General features: G+C 60.8%; 16 protein-coding genes. 4 read left to right on the top strand and 12 right to left on the bottom strand.

What is annotated here, in order from left to right; translation table 11 throughout:
• Positions 1-65: 65 nt before the first annotated feature.
• The 5 genes from fabG to HX866_RS22585 form a co-directional block, all read right to left on the bottom strand.
• On the bottom strand, positions 66-806 hold the full coding sequence (fabG, locus tag HX866_RS22605) for a 3-oxoacyl-ACP reductase FabG (protein ID WP_121133400.1): 741 nt from the start codon (positions 804-806) through the stop codon (positions 66-68).
• 16 nt (positions 807-822) lie between these two features.
• On the bottom strand, positions 823-1,761 hold the full coding sequence (fabD, locus tag HX866_RS22600) for an ACP S-malonyltransferase (RefSeq protein WP_177094690.1): 939 nt from the start codon (positions 1,759-1,761) through the stop codon (positions 823-825).
• A gap of 127 nt (positions 1,762-1,888) precedes the next feature.
• On the bottom strand, positions 1,889-2,899 hold the full coding sequence (plsX, locus tag HX866_RS22595) for a phosphate acyltransferase PlsX (protein WP_177094688.1): 1,011 nt from the start codon (positions 2,897-2,899) through the stop codon (positions 1,889-1,891).
• A 3-nt stretch (positions 2,900-2,902) separates the two neighbouring features.
• The gene (gene rpmF, locus HX866_RS22590; protein WP_003179396.1) at positions 2,903-3,085 is read right to left on the bottom strand and encodes a 50S ribosomal protein L32; all 183 of its coding nucleotides are present in this window, start codon (positions 3,083-3,085) and stop codon (positions 2,903-2,905) included.
• A gap of 13 nt (positions 3,086-3,098) precedes the next feature.
• Positions 3,099-3,626: a YceD family protein gene (locus HX866_RS22585; protein WP_177094686.1), complete on the bottom strand. Its 528-nt coding sequence runs from the start codon at positions 3,624-3,626 to the stop codon at positions 3,099-3,101.
• Between the two features lie 105 nt (positions 3,627-3,731).
• Here HX866_RS22585 and HX866_RS22580 point away from each other — a divergent pair, with 105 nt between their 5' ends.
• Positions 3,732-4,310: a Maf family protein gene (locus tag HX866_RS22580; RefSeq protein ID WP_177094684.1), complete on the top strand. Its 579-nt coding sequence runs from the start codon at positions 3,732-3,734 to the stop codon at positions 4,308-4,310.
• A 130-nt stretch (positions 4,311-4,440) separates the two neighbouring features.
• Here the strand turns inward: HX866_RS22580 and HX866_RS22575 are convergent, their stop codons facing one another.
• The 3 genes from HX866_RS22575 to rluC are packed head-to-tail and all read right to left on the bottom strand — an operon-like array spanning position 4,441 to position 7,059.
• Positions 4,441-5,430 (bottom strand): S49 family peptidase, encoded by a 990-nt coding sequence (locus HX866_RS22575; RefSeq protein ID WP_177094683.1) that lies wholly within the window; start codon positions 5,428-5,430, stop codon positions 4,441-4,443.
• 20 nt (positions 5,431-5,450) lie between these two features.
• Positions 5,451-6,113: an HAD-IA family hydrolase gene (locus HX866_RS22570; RefSeq protein WP_177094681.1), complete on the bottom strand. Its 663-nt coding sequence runs from the start codon at positions 6,111-6,113 to the stop codon at positions 5,451-5,453.
• Positions 6,103-7,059 carry a 23S rRNA pseudouridine(955/2504/2580) synthase RluC gene (rluC, locus tag HX866_RS22565; RefSeq protein ID WP_177094679.1) on the bottom strand — a complete coding sequence of 319 codons (957 nt, stop codon included), beginning with the start codon at positions 7,057-7,059 and terminating at the stop codon, positions 6,103-6,105. The genes HX866_RS22570 and rluC overlap by 11 nt, the downstream gene beginning before the upstream one ends.
• A gap of 711 nt (positions 7,060-7,770) precedes the next feature.
• On the opposite strand from rluC, the gene rne reads away from it, so the two are divergent.
• The 3 genes from rne (at position 7,771) to HX866_RS22550 (ending at position 13,835) form a co-directional block, all read left to right on the top strand.
• Positions 7,771-11,100: a ribonuclease E gene (gene rne / locus HX866_RS22560; protein WP_442604704.1), complete on the top strand. Its 3,330-nt coding sequence runs from the start codon at positions 7,771-7,773 to the stop codon at positions 11,098-11,100.
• A gap of 202 nt (positions 11,101-11,302) precedes the next feature.
• Positions 11,303-13,429: a hypothetical protein gene (locus HX866_RS22555; protein ID WP_177140436.1), complete on the top strand. Its 2,127-nt coding sequence runs from the start codon at positions 11,303-11,305 to the stop codon at positions 13,427-13,429.
• Between the two features lie 4 nt (positions 13,430-13,433).
• Positions 13,434-13,835 (top strand): hypothetical protein, encoded by a 402-nt coding sequence (locus tag HX866_RS22550; RefSeq protein WP_177140435.1) that lies wholly within the window; start codon positions 13,434-13,436, stop codon positions 13,833-13,835.
• Here the strand turns inward: HX866_RS22550 and HX866_RS22545 are convergent.
• From HX866_RS22545 to HX866_RS22530, 4 genes are read right to left on the bottom strand one after another with little or no spacing between them, the layout of a single operon-like run.
• Positions 13,813-14,412, bottom strand: a complete 600-nt coding sequence (locus HX866_RS22545) for a nucleotidyltransferase family protein (RefSeq protein WP_177140434.1) — start codon at positions 14,410-14,412, stop codon at positions 13,813-13,815. The two genes, HX866_RS22550 and HX866_RS22545, sit on opposite strands and share 23 nt — an antisense overlap.
• A complete protein-coding gene (locus tag HX866_RS22540; protein ID WP_177094669.1) occupies positions 14,405-15,391 on the bottom strand; it encodes an XdhC family protein in 987 nt (328 codons plus the stop codon). The genes HX866_RS22545 and HX866_RS22540 overlap by 8 nt, the downstream gene beginning before the upstream one ends.
• A complete protein-coding gene (locus HX866_RS22535; RefSeq protein ID WP_177140433.1) occupies positions 15,391-17,709 on the bottom strand; it encodes a xanthine dehydrogenase family protein molybdopterin-binding subunit in 2,319 nt (772 codons plus the stop codon). Before HX866_RS22535 ends, HX866_RS22540 begins: the two co-directional genes overlap by 1 nt.
• Positions 17,706-18,176: a (2Fe-2S)-binding protein gene (locus HX866_RS22530; protein WP_177105662.1), complete on the bottom strand. Its 471-nt coding sequence runs from the start codon at positions 18,174-18,176 to the stop codon at positions 17,706-17,708. Before HX866_RS22530 ends, HX866_RS22535 begins: the two co-directional genes overlap by 4 nt.
• Between the last annotated feature and the right edge of the window lie 209 nt (positions 18,177-18,385).

Genomic DNA, 18,385 nt, shown 5'->3' with positions numbered 1-18,385 from the left:
CAGCTTTATAACGGATTTTAGACAGCTGGTATGACATTTTTTTGAAGCAATCCGTCACATTTGAATTACATGTACATCCCGCCGTTCACCGGGATTGTAGCCCCAGTCACGTAAGCCGCACCGTCCGAAGCCAGAAAAGCGACCACTTGCGCGATCTCTTGAGCCTGGCCCAGACGGCCCAGCGGAATCTGCGTCAGCAAAGCTTCACGCTGCGCTTCAGGCAATTCGCGGGTCATATCGGTGTCGATGAACCCTGGAGCCACCGAGTTTACCGTAATCGAGCGCGAACCGACTTCACGCGCCAATGCACGGCTGAAACCTTCGAGACCGGCCTTGGCTGCTGCGTAGTTTACTTGGCCTGCGTTGCCCATGGCACCCACAACCGAACCAATATTGATGATTCGACCCCAACGCGCCTTGGTCATGCCACGAAGAACGCCCTTGGACAGGCGGAACAGACTGTTGAGGTTGGTATCGACCACGTCGTACCACTCGTCATCTTTCATGCGCATCATCAGGTTATCGCGGGTGATACCGGCATTATTGACCAGGATCGCCGGTGCGCCGAACTGCTCGCTGATGCTCGCCAGGACGGCGGCAACCGATTCATCGCTGGTTACATTAAGTTCCAGGCCGGTGCCCTGAATGCCGTGCTCCTTGAGGGTTGCGGCAATCCGTTCGGCACCCGAGGCCGAGGTCGCGGTGCCGATGACCACGGCGCCAAGACGCCCCAGTTCAAGGGCGATGGCTTGGCCGATACCACGGCTGGCGCCGGTGACCAGTGCAACTTTACCTTGCAGACTCATGCAGGCTTCTCCTGATTCAGGCCCGCGCCGCGCGCGTGGCGGCGAAGGCATCCGGGGTGTTGAGGTTGGAAGTATTGACGCCGTCGGCGCAACGCTTGTTCAGGCCGGCCAGCACTTTGCCGGGGCCGCATTCGACCAGCTCGGTAGCGCCGTTGGCGGCCAGGCACTGGACCGACTCGACCCAGCGTACCGGCTTGTAGAGTTGTTCCAGCAGATCGCGCTTGAGGGTCACCAGGTCAGTGGCCACCTGGGCACTGACGTTCTGTACCAACGGGATCTGCGGTGCCTGCCAGTCGATGGCGGCAACGGATTCGGCAAAACGCTCGGCAGCCGGGCGCATCAGCTCGCAATGCGAGGGTACGCTGACCGGCAGCGGCAAGGCGCGCTTGGCGCCTTTGGCCTTGCAGGCCTCCATGGCGCGCTCGACGGCGGCCTTGGACCCGGCGATCACCACCTGGCCCGGCGAGTTGAAGTTCACCGCACTGACCACTTCGCCCTGGGCGGATTCGGCGCATGCGGCAATCACGTCGGCATCGTCCAGGCCGAGGATCGCCGCCATGGCGCCCTGCCCGGCCGGAACCGCTTCCTGCATCAACTGACCGCGGCGCTCCACCAGCTTCACCGCATCACCCAGGCTCAGGCTGCCGGCGGCGACCAGCGCGCTGTATTCGCCCAGGCTGTGGCCGGCGACATAGGCCGGACGCGCACCGCCTTCAGCCAACCACAGACGCCACAGGGCAATCGAGGCGGTGAGAATGGCCGGTTGAGTCTTGTCGGTCTGGTTGAGCTGCTCTTCCGGGCCCTGCTGGGTCAGCGCCCAGAGGTCATAACCCAGGGCATCGGAGGCTTCTTTGAAGGTCTCCAGGATCAGCGGGTATTGCGCGCCCAACTCGGCCAGCATGCCGAGGGACTGCGAACCCTGTCCTGGAAAGACGAATGCGAGGGATGTAGACATGTAACAAGCCCCTAATGATCTTGTCGTCGGAGAATTGACGTCCCGCCGTGGCGGACGCAAGAAACTGTCAGTTTGGATGGCTGATTGAACTGAGCGGTCACATTTAAGCATTCCCGCGGGAAAACGCCTAAAGCAATAGCTCCTCCAGGCGACCGTGCAGGCGCTCGGGGAGGTTTTCCTGGATCTCGATCAAGGCCCGCGCAATCGCGCTCTGGAAACCCTCGACCCCGGCGGAGCCGTGACTCTTGACGACAATGCCCTGCAAGCCGAGAAAACTCGCGCCGTTATGTCGTGCCGGGGCGAGATCGGCCTGCAGGCGCTTGAGCAGCGGCAGGGCCAGGGCACCAACCAGCCGCGAAGCCAGGCTCTGCTTGAACAGCGCCTCGATCCGCGCAGCGATCATGGTCGCCAGGCCTTCGCTGGACTTGAGCAGGATATTGCCGACAAAACCGTCGCACACCACCACGTCGGCCTCACCGCGATACAGCCCATCACCTTCGACGAAACCGATGTAGTTCAGCCCCCGCGCTTGCTGCAACAGCGTCGCTGCCAACTTGACCTGCTGGTTGCCCTTGATGTCCTCGGTGCCGACATTGAGCAGGGCCACACGCGGCCGCACCACGCCAAGGGCCTCGGCGGCCACCGCGCCCATCACGGCGAACTGGAACAGATGTTCGGCACTGCAATCGACATTCGCCCCCAGGTCCAGCAACTGGCAATAGCCACGCTGGGTCGGGATGGCCGCCACCATCGCCGGACGATCGATACCCGGCAAGGTCTTCAGCACATGCCGCGACAAGGCCATCAAGGCACCGGTATTACCGGCACTGACACAGGCCTGGACCTTGTCATCGCGCAGCAACTGCAAAGCCACCCGCATCGACGAATCCGGCTTGCCACGCAGGGCCTGGGACGGACGCTCGTCCATGGTGATGATTTCGCTGGCGGGGGTAATCGTCAGGCGCGCGCGATCCACAGCCGGCTGGCTGGCGATCAGGGGTTCAAGCTGGGAAGGTTGACCGACGAGGGTCAGGTGCAGCGAGGGTGTAGCAGACAGGCAGGCAATACTGGCCTGGACAATGCTGCGGGGACCGAAGTCCCCGCCCATTGCGTCGATCGCGATGATCTGAGCGGACAAGATTTACTCGTCAGCGCCCTTGTCGATCACTTTACGGCCACGGTATACGCCTTCTGGCGATACGTGGTGACGCAGGTGAACTTCACCGGTGGTCTTTTCCACGGACAGGGTGCTTGCCTCGAGGGCGTCGTGCGAACGACGCATGTCACGGGCGGAGCGGGATTTTTTGTTCTGCTGAACAGCCATAATTGATTAACTCCTAAACGTTTGGGTCACGCTTTAACTGCGCCAATACACTGAACGGGTTGGACCGCGTTACCTCGTCCTCGCTCGGTTCGGGCTCATCGAGCCCCGCCGGCTGCTGGCATTCTTCCGGATGATGAGCAGGCACAATGGGCAAGGCGAGCAGAAGCTCTTCCTCGATCAATGCCTGCAGATCCAAAGGATCTTCGCCCAGTTCCAGCACGTCATAACCTTTCGGCAACGACTGGGTATTCGCACCCTCCTTCACCACAGCGTAACTGCATTCGCTGTGAATCGGCAGGGTGACCAGCTCAAGACAACGCTGGCAAACCATTTTGACTTCGGTGTCGATAAAGCTGTGAATCATCACAGATTTACGTTCATCTCGCTCAAAAACGAATTTAGCCTGCACCGTACCGACAGTGTCGGAAAGCGAGTCGCAGAGTCTCTCCAAATCGGCCAGCAGCATTTCACCTTGAAGGGTGGTGCCACGATCAGCCAATTTGCGCGGGTCAACGTGAGGTGGAATCGGGTCATTCAACATAGGCGCAGCATTCTAGGGATGCACCCTGCCACTGTCAAAGGAAATTAGACCCTGTCCGTCAGCTGGCGACCCGACTAGAATCCCTGGCCTGCTCAGGAGAACCGCATGCTGCCCTTGTTACTCGCCTCAAGCTCGACTTATCGCCGGGAATTGCTGTCCCGCCTGCGCCTGCCTTTTACCTGCGCCTCACCGGACATCGACGAAAGCCAGCACCCTGGCGAAGCCGCCATCGCGCTGGTCAAACGCCTGGCCGAGGAAAAGGCCCGGGCCCTGGCCAGCCTCCATCCGGCACACCTGATCATCGGCTCGGACCAGGTCGCCGTACTCGACGGACGGATACTCGGCAAGCCCCACAGCTTCGAGAAGGCCCGCGAACAACTCATGGCCGCCAGCGGCACCCGCGTCAGCTTCCTCACCGGGCTGGCCCTGCTCAACAGCCGCACAGGGAGGTGCCAGGTGGACTGTATCCCCTTCAGCGTGCAGATGCGCACTCTCGACGTCGAGCGCATCGAACGCTACCTGCACGCCGAACAACCCTACGACTGCGCTGGCAGCTTCAAGGCCGAGGGACTGGGCGTGAGCCTGTTCCAGAGCACGGAAGGCCCGGATGCCACCAGCCTGATCGGACTGCCACTGATTCGCCTGGTGGACATGCTGCTGGCCGAGGACGTGCAGATTCCGTGATATTTTTATCGCGCAACCCTCAGCCTGCCGGCTGATCGCGAGCAAGCTTGCTCCTACCTACCGGAACCCTGCATTCCACCCATAAAAAAACCGGTCGCTGGCGACCGGTTTTTTATGACTGCACAAGCTATCAGCGCAGGGTCGGCCCCTGGAAGCCCATCCACATTGCCAACTGCTCCGCGACACTGGCACCGAGCTTTTTCGAGAAGCGATCGAAAGGCGACTCCTGAACGGTAAAGTCCACCAACTCCTTCTCGCCGATCACATCCCGCGCCACCGAACTGGCACTGCCCAGGCCATCGATCAACCCCAATGGCAACGCCTGCTCGCCAGACCAGACCAACCCGGAGAACAGCTCGGGGTGATCCTTGTCCTTCAGGCGATCGCCACGCCCCTTCTTCACACTGGCGATGAATTGGTTGTGGGTCGTGTCCAGCACACCCTGCCAGAACTTGGTCTCGTCAGCCTTCTGCGGCTGGAACGGATCAAGAAACGCCTTGTGCTCCCCCGAGGAGTAGGCACGCCGCTCCACCCCCAGCTTCTCCATGGTGCCGACAAAACCGTAGCCGGCCGCCGTCACACCGATGGAACCGACCAGGCTCGACTTGTCGGCATAGATCTCGTCCGCCGCACTGGCGATGTAGTAGGCACCGGAAGCACCAATGTCGGAAATCACCGCATAGACCTTGGTATCCGGGTGCAGGCCACGCAGGCGACGAATCTCGTCAAACACATAACCCGACTGCACCGGACTGCCGCCCGGGCTGTTGATGCGCATGATGATCGCCTTGACCTTGGGGTCCTCGAAGGCGCTGCGCAGGCTGCCGACGATATTGTCGGCACTGGCCGACTCCTTGTCCGCAATCACCCCACGCACTTCGATCAGGGCGGTGTAGTGAGCCCCACGACTGGCGTTCTTCTCCATATTGATCAACGGCGAAAACATCACCAGCGCACCAAACAGATACACGAAGGTCAACAGCTTGAAGAAGATCCCCCAACGCCGCGAACGACGCTGCTCCTGCACACCGGCCAGCAGGGTCTTTTCCAGCAGCTTCCAGCTCTTGTCATCACCCGATTCGGCATTCGCCTTTGGCGGCGCGCCCCATTCATCAGACATGCGTACTCACCCCAACGAATTCAATTGACCCGGCCATCGAGCCAGGCATGCAACTCAGGAAAACTGTCAATCGCCAAACGCGGCTCGAACACCCGCAGCTCATCCAGCGACAAGGCACCATAACCTACAGCCACTGAATCCATGCCAGCATTGCGCGCCATTTGCAAATCGAAAGCCGAGTCCCCGATCATCAGGGCCTGGGAAGCAGGGACAGCACAATGAGCAAGAATCTGCTCGAGCATCAGCGGATGCGGCTTGCTCGCGGTTTCATCGGCGGCACGGGTGATATCGAAATAATCCAGCCAGCCATGGGCTTTCAGCACCCGATCCAGCCCGCGACGATTCTTGCCGGTCGCGACCGCCAACTGGTAACCGGCGGCGCGAAACGCCGTCATGGACTCCAGGACACCCGGAAACAGCGGCGAAGGCTCCGTCTCAAGGGCAATGTAGCTGTCGGCATAGTGCTGGCGAAAGACCACCAACTCAGCATCGCTGATCGCCGGGTACAGGGTGCAGATCGCTTCCGGCAAGCCGAGACCGATAATTCCCTTGACCGCCGTCTCATCGCGCAGGACAAAACCCGAACGAGCGGCCGCCACCCCCATCGCCTCGACAATCCGACCAATGGAATCGGCCAGGGTGCCGTCCCAATCAAAAATCAGCAGCTTGTATTCAGACCGCACTCAGTCGCTCCACCGTCTTGGCCCACATTTCATCCACCGGCGCCTGCAACTTCAATTCGCCGCCATCGGGCAGCGGCACCGTCAACATATAGGCGTGAAGGAACAGGCGTTTGCCACCCAGATCACGAATTTCCTTGGTGAAGCTGTCATCGCCGTACTTGCTGTCACCGGCAATACAGTGCCCGGCGTGCAGGGTGTGCACACGAATCTGATGGGTACGACCGGTAACCGGCTTGGCCTCGACCATGGTGGCGAAATCACCGAAACGGCGCAGCACCTTGAATACCGTGAGCGCCTCCTTGCCCTCTTCGTTGACTTCGACCATGCGCTCGCCGGAGCGCAGGTTGCTCTTGAGCAAGGGCGCGCGCACCTGCTTGATGGAGGACGCCCAGTTACCGCGGACCAGGGCCATGTAACGCTTGTCGATGCCGTCGCCGCGCAGCGCTTCGTGCAGATGGCGCAACATGCTGCGTTTCTTGGCGATCATCAGCAGGCCCGAGGTATCACGGTCCAGGCGATGGACCAGTTCCAGCTCCTTGGTATCAGGGCGCAGCTGACGGAAGGCTTCGATCACGCCGAAATTCAGGCCACTGCCACCGTGCACGGCAATGCCGGCCGGCTTGTTGATCACGATCAGCGCCTTGTCTTCAAAGACAATCGAGGCCTCCAGGCGCTGCAACAGGCCTTGGGCCAGAGGCACCGGCTCGTCACGCTCGGGGACGCGCACGGGCGGAACCCGCACGATATCGCCGGCCTGGAGTTTGTACTCGGGCTTGATGCGCCCCTTGTTCACCCGCACTTCGCCTTTGCGCAAAATGCGGTAAATCAAGGTCTTGGGCACACCCTTGAGCCGGGCGAGAAGGAAGTTGTCAATGCGCTGGCCGGCATATTCCGGCGAGACCTCAAGCAGTTGTACGCCTGGAGTCGGGGGGGTAGTCGTCGTCATGTCGGCGATGATAACAATTTTTTATGGAATTGAAGCACTTAATCATTGCTGCTATAGTCGCGAACGCCGCCAAAAGCGGCTGGACAGAGGACAAACGGCCAACAGCCGGCCCTGCCCAACGCAATTCATCAGGATGCGAGGCCGTCCTACGGGGCTTTCGCCGTTCGAGGAAAGGTTTGCGATCGTAACAAGCGCAGGTGACATGAGGCCTGAAGCGCGCCGGTAAACTGAGTCAACACTCGTTTCCCGAGCCGATATTAACGGCCAGTTCACAAAGTGCAGTCGGTCATGAATCACACCTGGGCGAAGGCATCGGAAACAACGCCTAATTAGCCATGAGCGTGCTTTTCCCTTTCGGAAAACACGGTAAATGCCAACCCGCTGCGGATTCTGCGCGCGGCCGCACCCGAATTATCAGGGATACGTGTAGGGTGGAGATGCACAACCGTCGGACTGTGTAGCATTAGGCTTTATCAAGACGCTTCATATCGTCCACACCCGCGGTTGATTCCTCCTCCTGACAGAGCTTTTGCTTGTGAGGTGTCTTATGTCACCCCAAGAAGCAGGACGCGTGAGTCGCGACTTCGTCCCCTTTGGATGAACCTCGCAGACACAGGAGTGGCCAACCACTCCTGACGCACCTGACACCGACCGTGAGAAGTCGTGTGTGCCGAACGCCGTTTCCGGCAGCCCGGAAACCGACGGTACTACATGAAAAGAATGCTGATTAACGCAACTCAACCCGAAGAGTTGCGTGTTGCTCTGGTAGATGGCCAGCGCCTCTACGACCTGGACATCGAGTCCGGTGCCCGCGAGCAGAAGAAGGCCAACATCTATAAAGGCCGGATTACTCGCATCGAGCCAAGCCTTGAGGCTGCCTTTGTCGATTTCGGCTCTGAGCGCCACGGCTTCCTGCCGCTGAAAGAAATCTCCCGCGAATACTTCAAGAAAGCCCCTGAAGGCCGCGTCAACATCAAGGACGTCCTGAGCGAAGGCCAGGAAGTTATCGTCCAGGTCGAAAAAGAAGAACGTGGCAACAAGGGCGCCGCCCTGACCACCTTCATCAGCCTGGCCGGTCGTTACCTGGTACTGATGCCGAACAACCCGCGTGCCGGCGGCATTTCCCGTCGCATCGAAGGCGAAGAGCGCAATGAACTGCGTGAAGCGCTGAACGGCCTGGTTGCACCAGCCGACATGGGCCTGATCGTGCGCACTGCCGGCCTGGGCCGCAGCAGCGAAGAAATGCAGTGGGACCTCGACTACCTGCTGCAACTCTGGACCGCCATCAAAGAAGCTTCGCTGGATCGTTCCGCGCCTTTCCTGATCTACCAGGAAAGCAACGTGATCATCCGCGCCATCCGCGACTACCTGCGCCAGGACATCGGCGAAGTGCTGATCGACAGCGTTGAAGCCCAGGACGAAGCCCTGACCTTCATCCGCCAGGTGATGCCGCAGTACGCCAGCAAGATCAAGCTGTACGAAGACAGCGTGCCGCTGTTCAACCGTTTCCAGATCGAAAGCCAGATCGAGACCGCCTTCCAGCGCGTCGTCGAACTGCCTTCCGGCGGCTCCATCGTGATCGATCCGACCGAAGCCCTGGTGTCCATCGACATCAACTCGGCGCGCGCCACCAAAGGCAGCGACATCGAAGAAACCGCGCTGCAGACCAACCTCGAAGCCGCTGAAGAAATCGCCCGTCAGTTGCGCCTGCGCGACATCGGCGGCCTGATCGTCATCGACTTCATCGACATGACCCCGGCCAAGAACCAGCGCGCCGTGGAAGAAAAAGTCCGCGAGTGCCTGGAAGCCGACCGTGCCCGCGTACAAGTGGGTCGCATCTCGCGCTTCGGCCTGCTGGAAATGTCCCGTCAGCGCCTGCGTCCGTCCCTGGGCGAAAGCAGCGGCATCGTCTGCCCGCGTTGCAACGGCACCGGCATCATCCGTGACGTTGAATCGCTGTCCCTGGCGATCCTGCGCCTGATCGAAGAAGAAGCCCTGAAAGACCGCACCGCCGAAGTCCGCGCCCAGGTGCCGATCCCGGTTGCAGCCTTCCTGCTCAACGAAAAACGCAACTCGATCACCAAGATCGAACTGCGCACCCGTGCACGCATCGTGATCCTGCCGAACGATCATCTCGAGACCCCGCACTTCGAAGTGCAACGTCTGCGTGATGACAGCCCGGAAGCCCACACCAACCAGTCCAGCTACGAAATCGCCGCTGCCGCTGCCGAAGTGGAAGAAGTCCAGCCCGCCGCGGCGACCCGCACCCTGGTTCGCCAGGAAGCAGCGGTCAAGACCGCTCCGGTCCGCGCCAACGCTCCGGTTCCGGCCGAAGAGGTTGCCGCTCCGGTTGCCGCGCCGGCACCGGTTGTCGCCGAGCCAAGCCTGTTCAAGGGCCTGGTGAAGTCGCTGGTCAGCCTGTTCGCCAGCAAGGAAGAGCCTGTTGCACCGGCCGTGGTTGAAAAACCCGCAGCCGAGCGTCCGGCGCGCAATGAAGAGCGCCGCAACGGTCGCCAGCAGAGCCGCAACCGTAATGGTCGCCGCGATGAAGAGCGCAAGCCACGCGAAGACCGTGCTCCACGTGAAGAACGTGCGCCGCGCGAGCCGCGTGAAGAACGCGCCCCACGGGAAGAACGTGCACCGCGTGAAGAGCGTGCGCCACGTGAAGTCCGCGAAGTGCGTGATGAAGCGCCGGCCGTTGCCCGCGAAGAACGCGCTCCACGTGCACCGCGCGAAGAACGTGCACCACGCGCTCCGCGTGAAGATCGCAAGCCTCGTGGCGAGCGTGAAGAACGCGTCCGTGAACTGCGTGAACCGCTGGATGCCGCACCGGCTGTCGCCGCTGCTGCAACCGCTGCCGTAGTCGCCGAAGAACGTCCGGCCCGTGCTCCACGTGAAGAACGCCAGCCGCGTGCACCGCGTGAAGAACGTCAGCCACGCGCCGAGCAGGCTGTTGTCGCCGGTGAAGAAGAAGAGGTGTTGCAGGGCGAAGAGCATCTGCAGGACGACGGCCAGGACAACGCCGAAGGTGGCGATCGTCCACGTCGCCGTTCCCGTGGTCAGCGTCGCCGCAGCAACCGTCGTGAGCGTCAGCGTGATGCCAACGGCAATGTGATCGAAGGTTCGGAAGAAGGCAGCGAAGAACACCACGAGCCTGCTACCGGTGCCGAACTGGCTGCCGGCCTGGCCGTGACCGCCGCCGTTGCCAGCAGCGTGATCAGCGCTCCAGCCGAAGCCGAAGCGCATCAGCAAGCCGAACTGGCCACTGCCGCGATCCAGGAAACGCCAGCGGTTGAAGCGCCGGTCGTTGAAGCCACCACCCCGGTGGAAGCACCTGCGGTACCGGAAGTCGAAGTGGCTCCGGTTCGTGAAGCCGAGCCTGTGGTTGAAGCGGCTGTAGAAGCGGCCGTTGTTGCTGAACTGCCGGTGTTCGTGGCGCCTGAACCGGCCATCGAAACGCCGGTTGTTGAAGCACCGGTTGTCGCGGCCCCCGTAGTGGAAGAGCCTGTTGCTCAAGCCCCTGTCGCTGAAGCAGTCGCTGTTGAAGCGCCGGCTGCAGAAGTTGCGCCAGAGCCCGCCAAGGAAGTCCAGGCCACGTTCCAATGGTCCGAGCCAGCCGTCGAAGCACCTCAGGCACCTGTGGCTGAAACGGTGGTGGCTGAAGAGCCGGCCGTGGTTGCACAGCCAGAGCCTGCTCCGGTGGTTGTCCCGGTAGTGGCTGAAGTCGCTGCACCGGTTGTCGAGTCGGCTCCCGCCAGCGCCCTGGGCAGCAACGGTCGCGCACCGAACGACCCACGTGAAGTGCGTCGTCGCCGTCTGGCCCAGGAAGCTGCCGAACGCGCCGCTGCTGCCCCGGCAGTAGAAGCCGTGGTCGCTGCCGAACCGGCGCCTGCGCCTGAAGCCGCTCCGGTCGCGTTCGTACCGGCTGAAAGCGAAGCGGTTGCACCGACCATCGACGAAAACCTGCAGTCCGTCGAAGAAGTGGTTGAGCACAGCCCAAAAGCCCTGGAAGAAGTCCACGAGCCTAAACCCCTCGCCTGATTCTGACGGCTGTTGAAAAGCCCCGCCTGCAGCGATGCAGGCGGGGCTTTTTTTGCCCTCGACTTAGCCCCCTCCTCGCCCACCTGAAGATTCGGCCGCCAAACTTCAAGGAAAAGCCCCACATTACGGCGTGAAGTCCACTGACTGACGCCTCTGTTTCGTCGGAGCACAGTCAAGCCTCTCAGGGACGGGTGAGAGGGCAATGTTCATGACGGACACAAACAAGACGCTGGCCTGGTGCTTTCCTTTCAGGACGGCAGGCGCCCACAGCCAGGAAGTGGCTGACCCGCAAATCTGCTACGACGCGCTGGCCAAAGCCACGGGCGGCACCTACCCGTTGGGACAAGGCGGGCTCTGGCACGGCGGAGTGCATTTCGACAAGCACACGGCAATGCTCCTCAATCAGGAAGCCGTGCGCTGCATCGCCGATGGCGAGGTTATTGCCTACCGTATCGATCAGGTCTACCCCACCAGCCCCAAGGCCAACGGCGAACCGTCGACCTATTCAACGGGGTTCATATTGGTCAAACATTGCCTGGGCCTGGCTGGAGAACCCTGCAACACCGTCACCTCAGCGCCATCGCCGACACTGACGTTCTACAGCCTGTATATGCATCTGCTCAGTTGGGAGCATTACCTGCGCGACCCCGACAAAGCCAGGCCCGCATTCTGGATCGGAGAGCCGGAGGCCGAGGCTCGGGTCATCCTGCTCGACACCCCGTTTGCCATCAAGGCCGGGGAATTGATCGGCCATCCCGGGACCTTCAGTACACCCCGTCATGGGGATGGCGAGGGCCTGCTGCATCTGGAAATCTTCAGTTGCGACGATGTACCGGGTTTTATCGAAACAAGCAGGGCCTATGCCGCTGACCTTCCCGAGGGCGAAAGGAACCTGGCCGGCATCAGCACGATCGCCAGTGCGTTGGTGCCCCATACGCCGGAGATCAATGCCGCCAATCCACCGAAAATGACCCAGCGCAGCCTGCGGACACTCCCGGGTCTGATCCTGCCAAGGGTCGTCCTCGACAATCTGCCGTCCGACCACCGGATCCGCGACAGCTTTGCCCCTCCCGGCCTGAAGCCTTACACCCGGAACTGGTGGCATCTCAAGAACCGCATGGCCGATGCCAACGGCCAGCGTCTCAGCGGCTGGCTGGGCGAAAGTACCTTGTTCTTCGACCACTACAGCCCGTGGGATTGGGCAGGCTTCGACTGCTTGCAGGAGACAACCTGCCATAGCGAACAACTGGCCTGCCACTTTCAGGCCCTGAAGTTGCTCAGCAAGGCGCAACAAGCCGACTATGACTTGCTGGTGCACCAGGCCAACAACGGTCCGATCAAGACCCGCCTGCGCCAGATCATCCAGGGCAATGCCGATTCCATTGCGGTCAGCCCACTGCTGACATCCAAGCAAATTCGCGCCGCACTGGACAATCCCCATCACGCCCAAGCCATTTCACAGTTGATTGTCCATTACGAAAGCGAGTGGTTCTGGAACCCCGTCAAATGGAATGAACTGGATCACCTGCTGCGGCATAGGGACGGCGAGCCCAATAAACGCTGGGCAGAGGAGAAAAAGCGGATTCAGAAACTGTCTTGGTGGGCAGAGCTGGCGGGCAAACACGGGATCCGCCCGGACGGGAAAGCCTGGCACTTCCATCCCATCGGGTTATTGGCAAACTTTGTTTATATAGAAGATGAACACGACCTCAAGTGGCTCACGGTGGAGCGAGGACAACTGACGTTTGATGTGGAAGGTAACGATATTGATGACCCTGGCCATCCGCTGCATATCTACTTCAGTCGCAAGGTTCATTGGCCGGGCGGGGCTTCGGGAGTCACGATTGGTCGTGGCTATGATCTAGGGCAGAACAAAAATGCTGAAACCGACCTGGCATCAGCCAATATTCCCGAGCCGCTGTATAGCTGGTTGATTGGGGCCATGGGGCTGCAGGGTCAGACAGCAAGAAACTATATCAAGGCGGCCAGTCCGGAGATCAAGAGGTTTTCCATTTCCAGAAAGCAGCAGCATGATTTGTTTATCCCCGTCTATGAGTTCATGAAGAGTGAAGTTATCCGGATCTCAGAGAAGCTCGCTAAAGATCGCGAATATGGAGCACTGAACTGGGACTCGATAGAGAACAGGATTCAGGATCTGATAGTCGATTTGAGATACAGAGGAGACTACAACACGGACTCCAGAATTCTATTGCAAAGACACTTCGTAGCCAACGACCGCCCAAGGCTATTGGACATCATGAGCAACAGCTTGAATTGGCCCAACGTACCATCCGACAGATTTAACAGACGCATAAGGCACTTGAGGTGACTCCATGAAAAAAATAATAACGCTAGCGCTTATCTACACGGCAAGCACAATGGCCGAAGAAATTAGCTACCGATCGATCTTCGAGGTGGATTCCAAGCGCTTTGGAAATACAGTCGTACGCTATTTGATAAGCCGCGACAACTACCCCTGTTTGAATGTAGAAATTTTAGATCCTGAAAAAAACTGGAGTATTTCTTCAAGGAAAAAATTCTGTCGCTTTGAGGGAAAATCTTTAAGAGCCGACTTTACCGACGCCGACTTCGAAAATATAAGATTTTCGAAAATCGGAATAGAAACAACACTCTCAATTACTCCACTTGCCTTGACCGGAGAGGAACACTTTATCTGCTTGATCCCTATAGAGAGCAATCGTATAGGAAACCTCAGCTGTAGCCGCCAGGAGTAAGCATTGCAGGTATATCAACATCCCACAGCACACCGGGATCCTCGACAGACAACACTCGCACTTTGCCTTCCGCAAACAACGGCTTGGCTCCGCGATCCCCCGACAACCCCATCAAGGCAGGCCCGAACCCACGCCCGAATCCCACCGGATGCCCATGCTCACCCTGAAACACCGGCACGCAGATACCGTCGTCTTCAATCCCCGCCATCACCCGCGCAAGTGTCTGCGGCAGGATAAACGGCATATCCCCCAACACCACCAGCCACCCCGCCTGATCGGCCGTCGCCGTCACTGCGGCAGCAAGGCTGTCGCCCATGCCCGTCGACTCGATCATTAACACTCGACAGCCATACGCCCGCGCCAGACGAATCACCTCCAGCCTGTCCGCCGTCGTGACCAGCAATCGAGTGCCGAGCACCTGCGGCAAGCTCAACAGCACATGCTCCAACACCGCACGCTCGACACCATCACGCCCAACGCAACGCGCCAGCAACTTGTCCTGATCGGCCCCCGCCGCCTGTCGAAAGCGGCTGCCCTGCCCTGCCGCCAGGATAACGGCCGCAATCCCATCACTCACTGGTCGCCAACTCCGGTTTCTTCTGCCGCAATTCAACACCGTTCTTGATCGCCACAATTTCCGCCATCAGGGACAGGGCAATCTCCGCCGGTGTATGACTGCCGATATGCAATCCAATAGGCCCATGCAAGCGCCCGATGGCCTCACGGCTCAGGCCCAGCAACGCCAGGTTGTCCCGGCGCTTGCGACTATTGACCCGAGAGCCCAACGCCCCGATATAAAACGCCCGGGAGTTCAGCGCCGTGAGCAGCGCCATATCGTCCAGGCGCGGATCGTGGGTCAGGGCGACAATCGCCGTGCGTTCATCGGTTTCAATACCGAGCACCGCCTCATCCGGCATACCCGGCACAAAACGCCCATGCTGCGCTTCCCAACCCTGGACGAACTCCGTGCGCGGGTCACAGACCAGCACCTCGAAATCCAGCATGCGCGCCACTTCCGCGACATAACGCGACAACTGTCCGGCGCCGATCAACAACAAGCGCCAGCGCGGCCCGTAGATCGCCCGCAAGGTCCGCTCGTCGAACATGAGCGCCTCCTGCTTACCCGCCGCACACAAGGTCACCGCCCCGCTGTGCAGATCCAGTTCCCGGGCCACAACCTGGTGATCTTCACAACGCTGCAACAGCTCGGCGACCCACGTCGGATCACCCACACGCTCCTCGGTCAGGCGCAAGGTCCCGCCACACGGCAGACCGAAACGCGCCGCCTCATCACGGCTCACACCGTAGGTCACCAATTGCACCGGCGGCCCCTCTTCGGGCAAGCGGCCATCCTGCAAGCGGGCAATCAAGTCGTCTTCAATGCAGCCCCCGGACACCGAGCCGATCACCACGCCATCACCGCGCAAGGCCAGCATTGCCCCCGGCTGGCGAGGCGCGCTACCCCAGGTCTGGACCACGCTGTACAACACCACCCGCTGCCCCGCACGGCGCCATTGCAGAACACTGCGCAGGACATTCAGATCAACACTGTCCATCAAGCTTTCACCGGGTTCCAGCCTTGCAGTTGGTAACGCACCGGCAGGTTGCGGATACGCCTGCCGGTGGCGGCAAAGATTGCATTGCACAGCGCCGGCGCAATCGGCGGCACGCCCGGTTCACCGACACCGCCCAAAGGAACCTCGCCCGGCGGCGTGACCAGATGCACCGCGACCTCCTTCGGTGCCAGGGACATACGCGCTACCTCATACATATGGAAGTTGTCCTGCTGAACCTTGCCTTCCTTGAAGCTGATCTCACCCAACACGGCGTTGCCCAAACCCATCACGCAAGCCCCCTCGAACTGCGAGCGAATCCGCTCGGGGTTGATCTGCGGGCCGCAATCCACGGCGATATCGGCCTTGTGCACGATCAGGCTGCCATCCTCCTTGACCTCCACCTCGATCACCGCCGCCACGTAGGTGACGAAGCTGTAATGCACCGCCAGCCCCAGGCCACGTCCTGGCGGCAGCTTGCGTCCCCAGCCGGCGGCCTTGGCCGCGGTTTCCAGGACCGCCCGCAGGCGCCCGGTGTCGATGGGATAACGCTCGGGGGATTCACCGTAGTTCCACTGATCGCTGAGGGTGCGTGGGTCGATCTGGCGATCCGGCCCCAGCAACTTGAGCTGATAGGCCAAGGGGTCCTGGCCGGCCTTGTGGGCCAGTTCGTCGACAAAACTCTGGATGGCGAAACCATGGGGGATATTCGACACCGAACGGTACCAGCCCACCCGCGTATGCACCTTCGCTTCCGGGTTCTCCAGACGCACATTGGGGATGTTGTAGGCCATGTTGGTGAAGCCCATGCCCAGCTCGAACGCCGCCTCATTGTTCATGTTGGGCGCGAACAAGGCCGTGATGCTTGGCGCCACGGTACGGTGCAACCAGCCAGAAGGCGTGCCGTCCTGGTTCAGGCTGGCGCGCAGGTATTCCGCCGACACGGTGTGGAAATACGAGTAGTGGATGTCGTCTTCCCGGGTCCACTGCACGCGCACGGGCTGGCCGGGCATCGCCTTGGCGAGAACGGCCGCCTCGATGATGTAGTCCGGCTTGGACTTGCGCCCGAAACCGCCGCCGAGCAGGGTCACGTTGACGGTCACCTGATCGAAACCTATGCCCAGGCGCTCGGCGATCCGCTCGCGGGTGACCTGGGGGGCCTGGGTCGGGGCCCAGGCTTCACAGTGGCCATCGCTGAAACGGGCGATGGCAACCATCGGTTCCATCGGCGACTGGGACAGGTGCGGCAGGTAATAACCGGCGTCGAACTGACTGTCGGCACGTTTCAAGGCTTCGTCGACATTACCGGTATCACGCACCACCTTGCCGGGCTGACGCGCCGAAGCTTCCAGTTCCTGGCGATAGGCAATCGAATCATAACTGGCGTTGGCGCCGTCATCCCAGACGATGTTCAGCGCCTCACGGCCCTTGATCGCTGCCCAGGTGTTGCTCGCGATCACCGCCACCCCACCCAGTGGCTGGAACTCCGAAGGCAATGGCCGGGCTTCGATCTCCAGGACCTTGAGCACACCCGGCACCTTCAGCGCGGCGGCCGAATCGAAGGACTTGACCTTGCCGCCATAGACCGGGGGACGGGCGATGGTGGCGTAGACCATGCCATCGAAATGGATATCGGCACCGTACAAGGCACGGCCATTGACGATATCCGCGCCGTCGATGGCCCGCGTCGACTCCTTGCCGATGTAGCGAAACTCGGCGGGCTGCTTGAGCTTCAGGCTGTCCCGGGGCGGAATCGCCAGGGCGCCGGCAGCGGCAGCCAAGGCGCCGTAACCCAGTTCACGCCCGCTCGGGCTGTGGATAACCTTGTGCAACTGGGCGCGGCACTCGCTCACCGGGACTTTCCACTGCTGCGCCGCCGCCTGCTCGAGCATGGTCCGGGCGGCCGCGCCGCAACGCCGCATCGGTTCATACCAATGGCGCATGCTGCGCGAACCGTCGGTGTCCTGGTTGCCGAAACGCACTTCATCCGCCGGTGCCTGCCTGACCCTGACCAACGCCCAGTCGGCTTCCAGTTCGTCGGCCACCACCATGCTCAGGCTGGTGCGCACCCCCTGGCCCATCTCGGAGCGGTTGCAGATCACCGTGACGCTGCCATCGGCCTCGATGCTGACATAGACCTTGGGATCATCGATCCAGCCATGGGGCATACCGTCGGCGCCGTACTTCTTCTCCCCCTCGGCCCATGCATCGGGGAGGCCCCAGGTCGCCGCCAGGAGCAATGCACCGGTCGCACCGACACCCTTGAGAAAGCCGCGTCGACTGAGATTGCTCAGGGCGAAATCATTCAGGGACTGGCTCATGCCTTGGCCTCCTGCAGATGGGCCGCCGCGCTGTGGATCGCGGTCTTGATCCGGTTGTAGGTGCCGCAGCGGCAGATATTGCCGACCATTGCCTCTTCGATCTGCGCATCGCTGGGCTTGGGGTTGACCTTGAGCAGCGCGGTAGCCGACATGATCTGTCCACCCTGGCAGAAGCCGCATTGCGCCACGCCGCCGTCCAGCCAGGCTTGCTGCACCGCCTGTCCGACCGGATCGCTGTGCAGGTTGTCGATGGTGCTGACACTCTGCCCCGCCACGGAACCGACGGGCGTGATGCAGGAGCGCGCCGGCAGCCCGTCGATATGCACGGTGCAGGCACCGCACAGGCCCATGCCGCAGCCGAATTTGGTCCCGGTATAACCCGCCACGTCGCGGATCGCCCATAGCAGCGGCATGTCCTCGGTGACGTCCAGTGGATGGTCTTGACCGTTGAGTTTCAGGGTAATCATAAGCACGCCCGCATAGTTCGAGGTTATGGGGTCGAGCCCTCTGCCAAGGGTAGCCGCACGCACGGCACAGCAGATGAACTCAGGCTAATCGGATTTTTCATGAAGTGAACGCTTCATGAATCCGTTATTGAAGTCAGTATGTACAGCGTTAATCGGCCCAAGGAAAGCCATATCAATAAAAAAGCCCCGTATACGCTACATATACAGGG

The organism is Pseudomonas gingeri, assembly GCF_013386165.1.
Lineage (GTDB): Bacteria > Pseudomonadota > Gammaproteobacteria > Pseudomonadales > Pseudomonadaceae > Aquipseudomonas > Aquipseudomonas gingeri_C.
This window is presented reverse-complemented; position numbering and strand designations above follow the sequence as displayed.

What these genes read in the sequence shown, in the direction of transcription:
- rne (WP_442604704.1), top strand. Translation starts at nt 7,771, where the DNA reads ATGAAAAGAATGCTGATTAACGCAACTCAACCCGAAGAGTTGCGTGTT.
- HX866_RS22530 (WP_177105662.1), bottom strand. Translation starts at nt 18,176, where the DNA reads ATGATTACCCTGAAACTCAACGGTCAAGACCATCCACTGGACGTCACC.
- HX866_RS22550 (WP_177140435.1), top strand. Translation starts at nt 13,434, where the DNA reads ATGAAAAAAATAATAACGCTAGCGCTTATCTACACGGCAAGCACAATG.
- rluC (WP_177094679.1), bottom strand. Translation starts at nt 7,059, where the DNA reads ATGACGACGACTACCCCCCCGACTCCAGGCGTACAACTGCTTGAGGTC.
- HX866_RS22555 (WP_177140436.1), top strand. Translation starts at nt 11,303, where the DNA reads ATGTTCATGACGGACACAAACAAGACGCTGGCCTGGTGCTTTCCTTTC.
- fabD (WP_177094690.1), bottom strand. Translation starts at nt 1,761, where the DNA reads ATGTCTACATCCCTCGCATTCGTCTTTCCAGGACAGGGTTCGCAGTCC.
- fabG (WP_121133400.1), bottom strand. Translation starts at nt 806, where the DNA reads ATGAGTCTGCAAGGTAAAGTTGCACTGGTCACCGGCGCCAGCCGTGGT.
- HX866_RS22540 (WP_177094669.1), bottom strand. Translation starts at nt 15,391, where the DNA reads ATGGACAGTGTTGATCTGAATGTCCTGCGCAGTGTTCTGCAATGGCGC.
- rpmF (WP_003179396.1), bottom strand. Translation starts at nt 3,085, where the DNA reads ATGGCTGTTCAGCAGAACAAAAAATCCCGCTCCGCCCGTGACATGCGT.
- HX866_RS22585 (WP_177094686.1), bottom strand. Translation starts at nt 3,626, where the DNA reads ATGTTGAATGACCCGATTCCACCTCACGTTGACCCGCGCAAATTGGCT.
- HX866_RS22580 (WP_177094684.1), top strand. Translation starts at nt 3,732, where the DNA reads ATGCTGCCCTTGTTACTCGCCTCAAGCTCGACTTATCGCCGGGAATTG.
- HX866_RS22575 (WP_177094683.1), bottom strand. Translation starts at nt 5,430, where the DNA reads ATGTCTGATGAATGGGGCGCGCCGCCAAAGGCGAATGCCGAATCGGGT.
- HX866_RS22535 (WP_177140433.1), bottom strand. Translation starts at nt 17,709, where the DNA reads ATGAGCCAGTCCCTGAATGATTTCGCCCTGAGCAATCTCAGTCGACGC.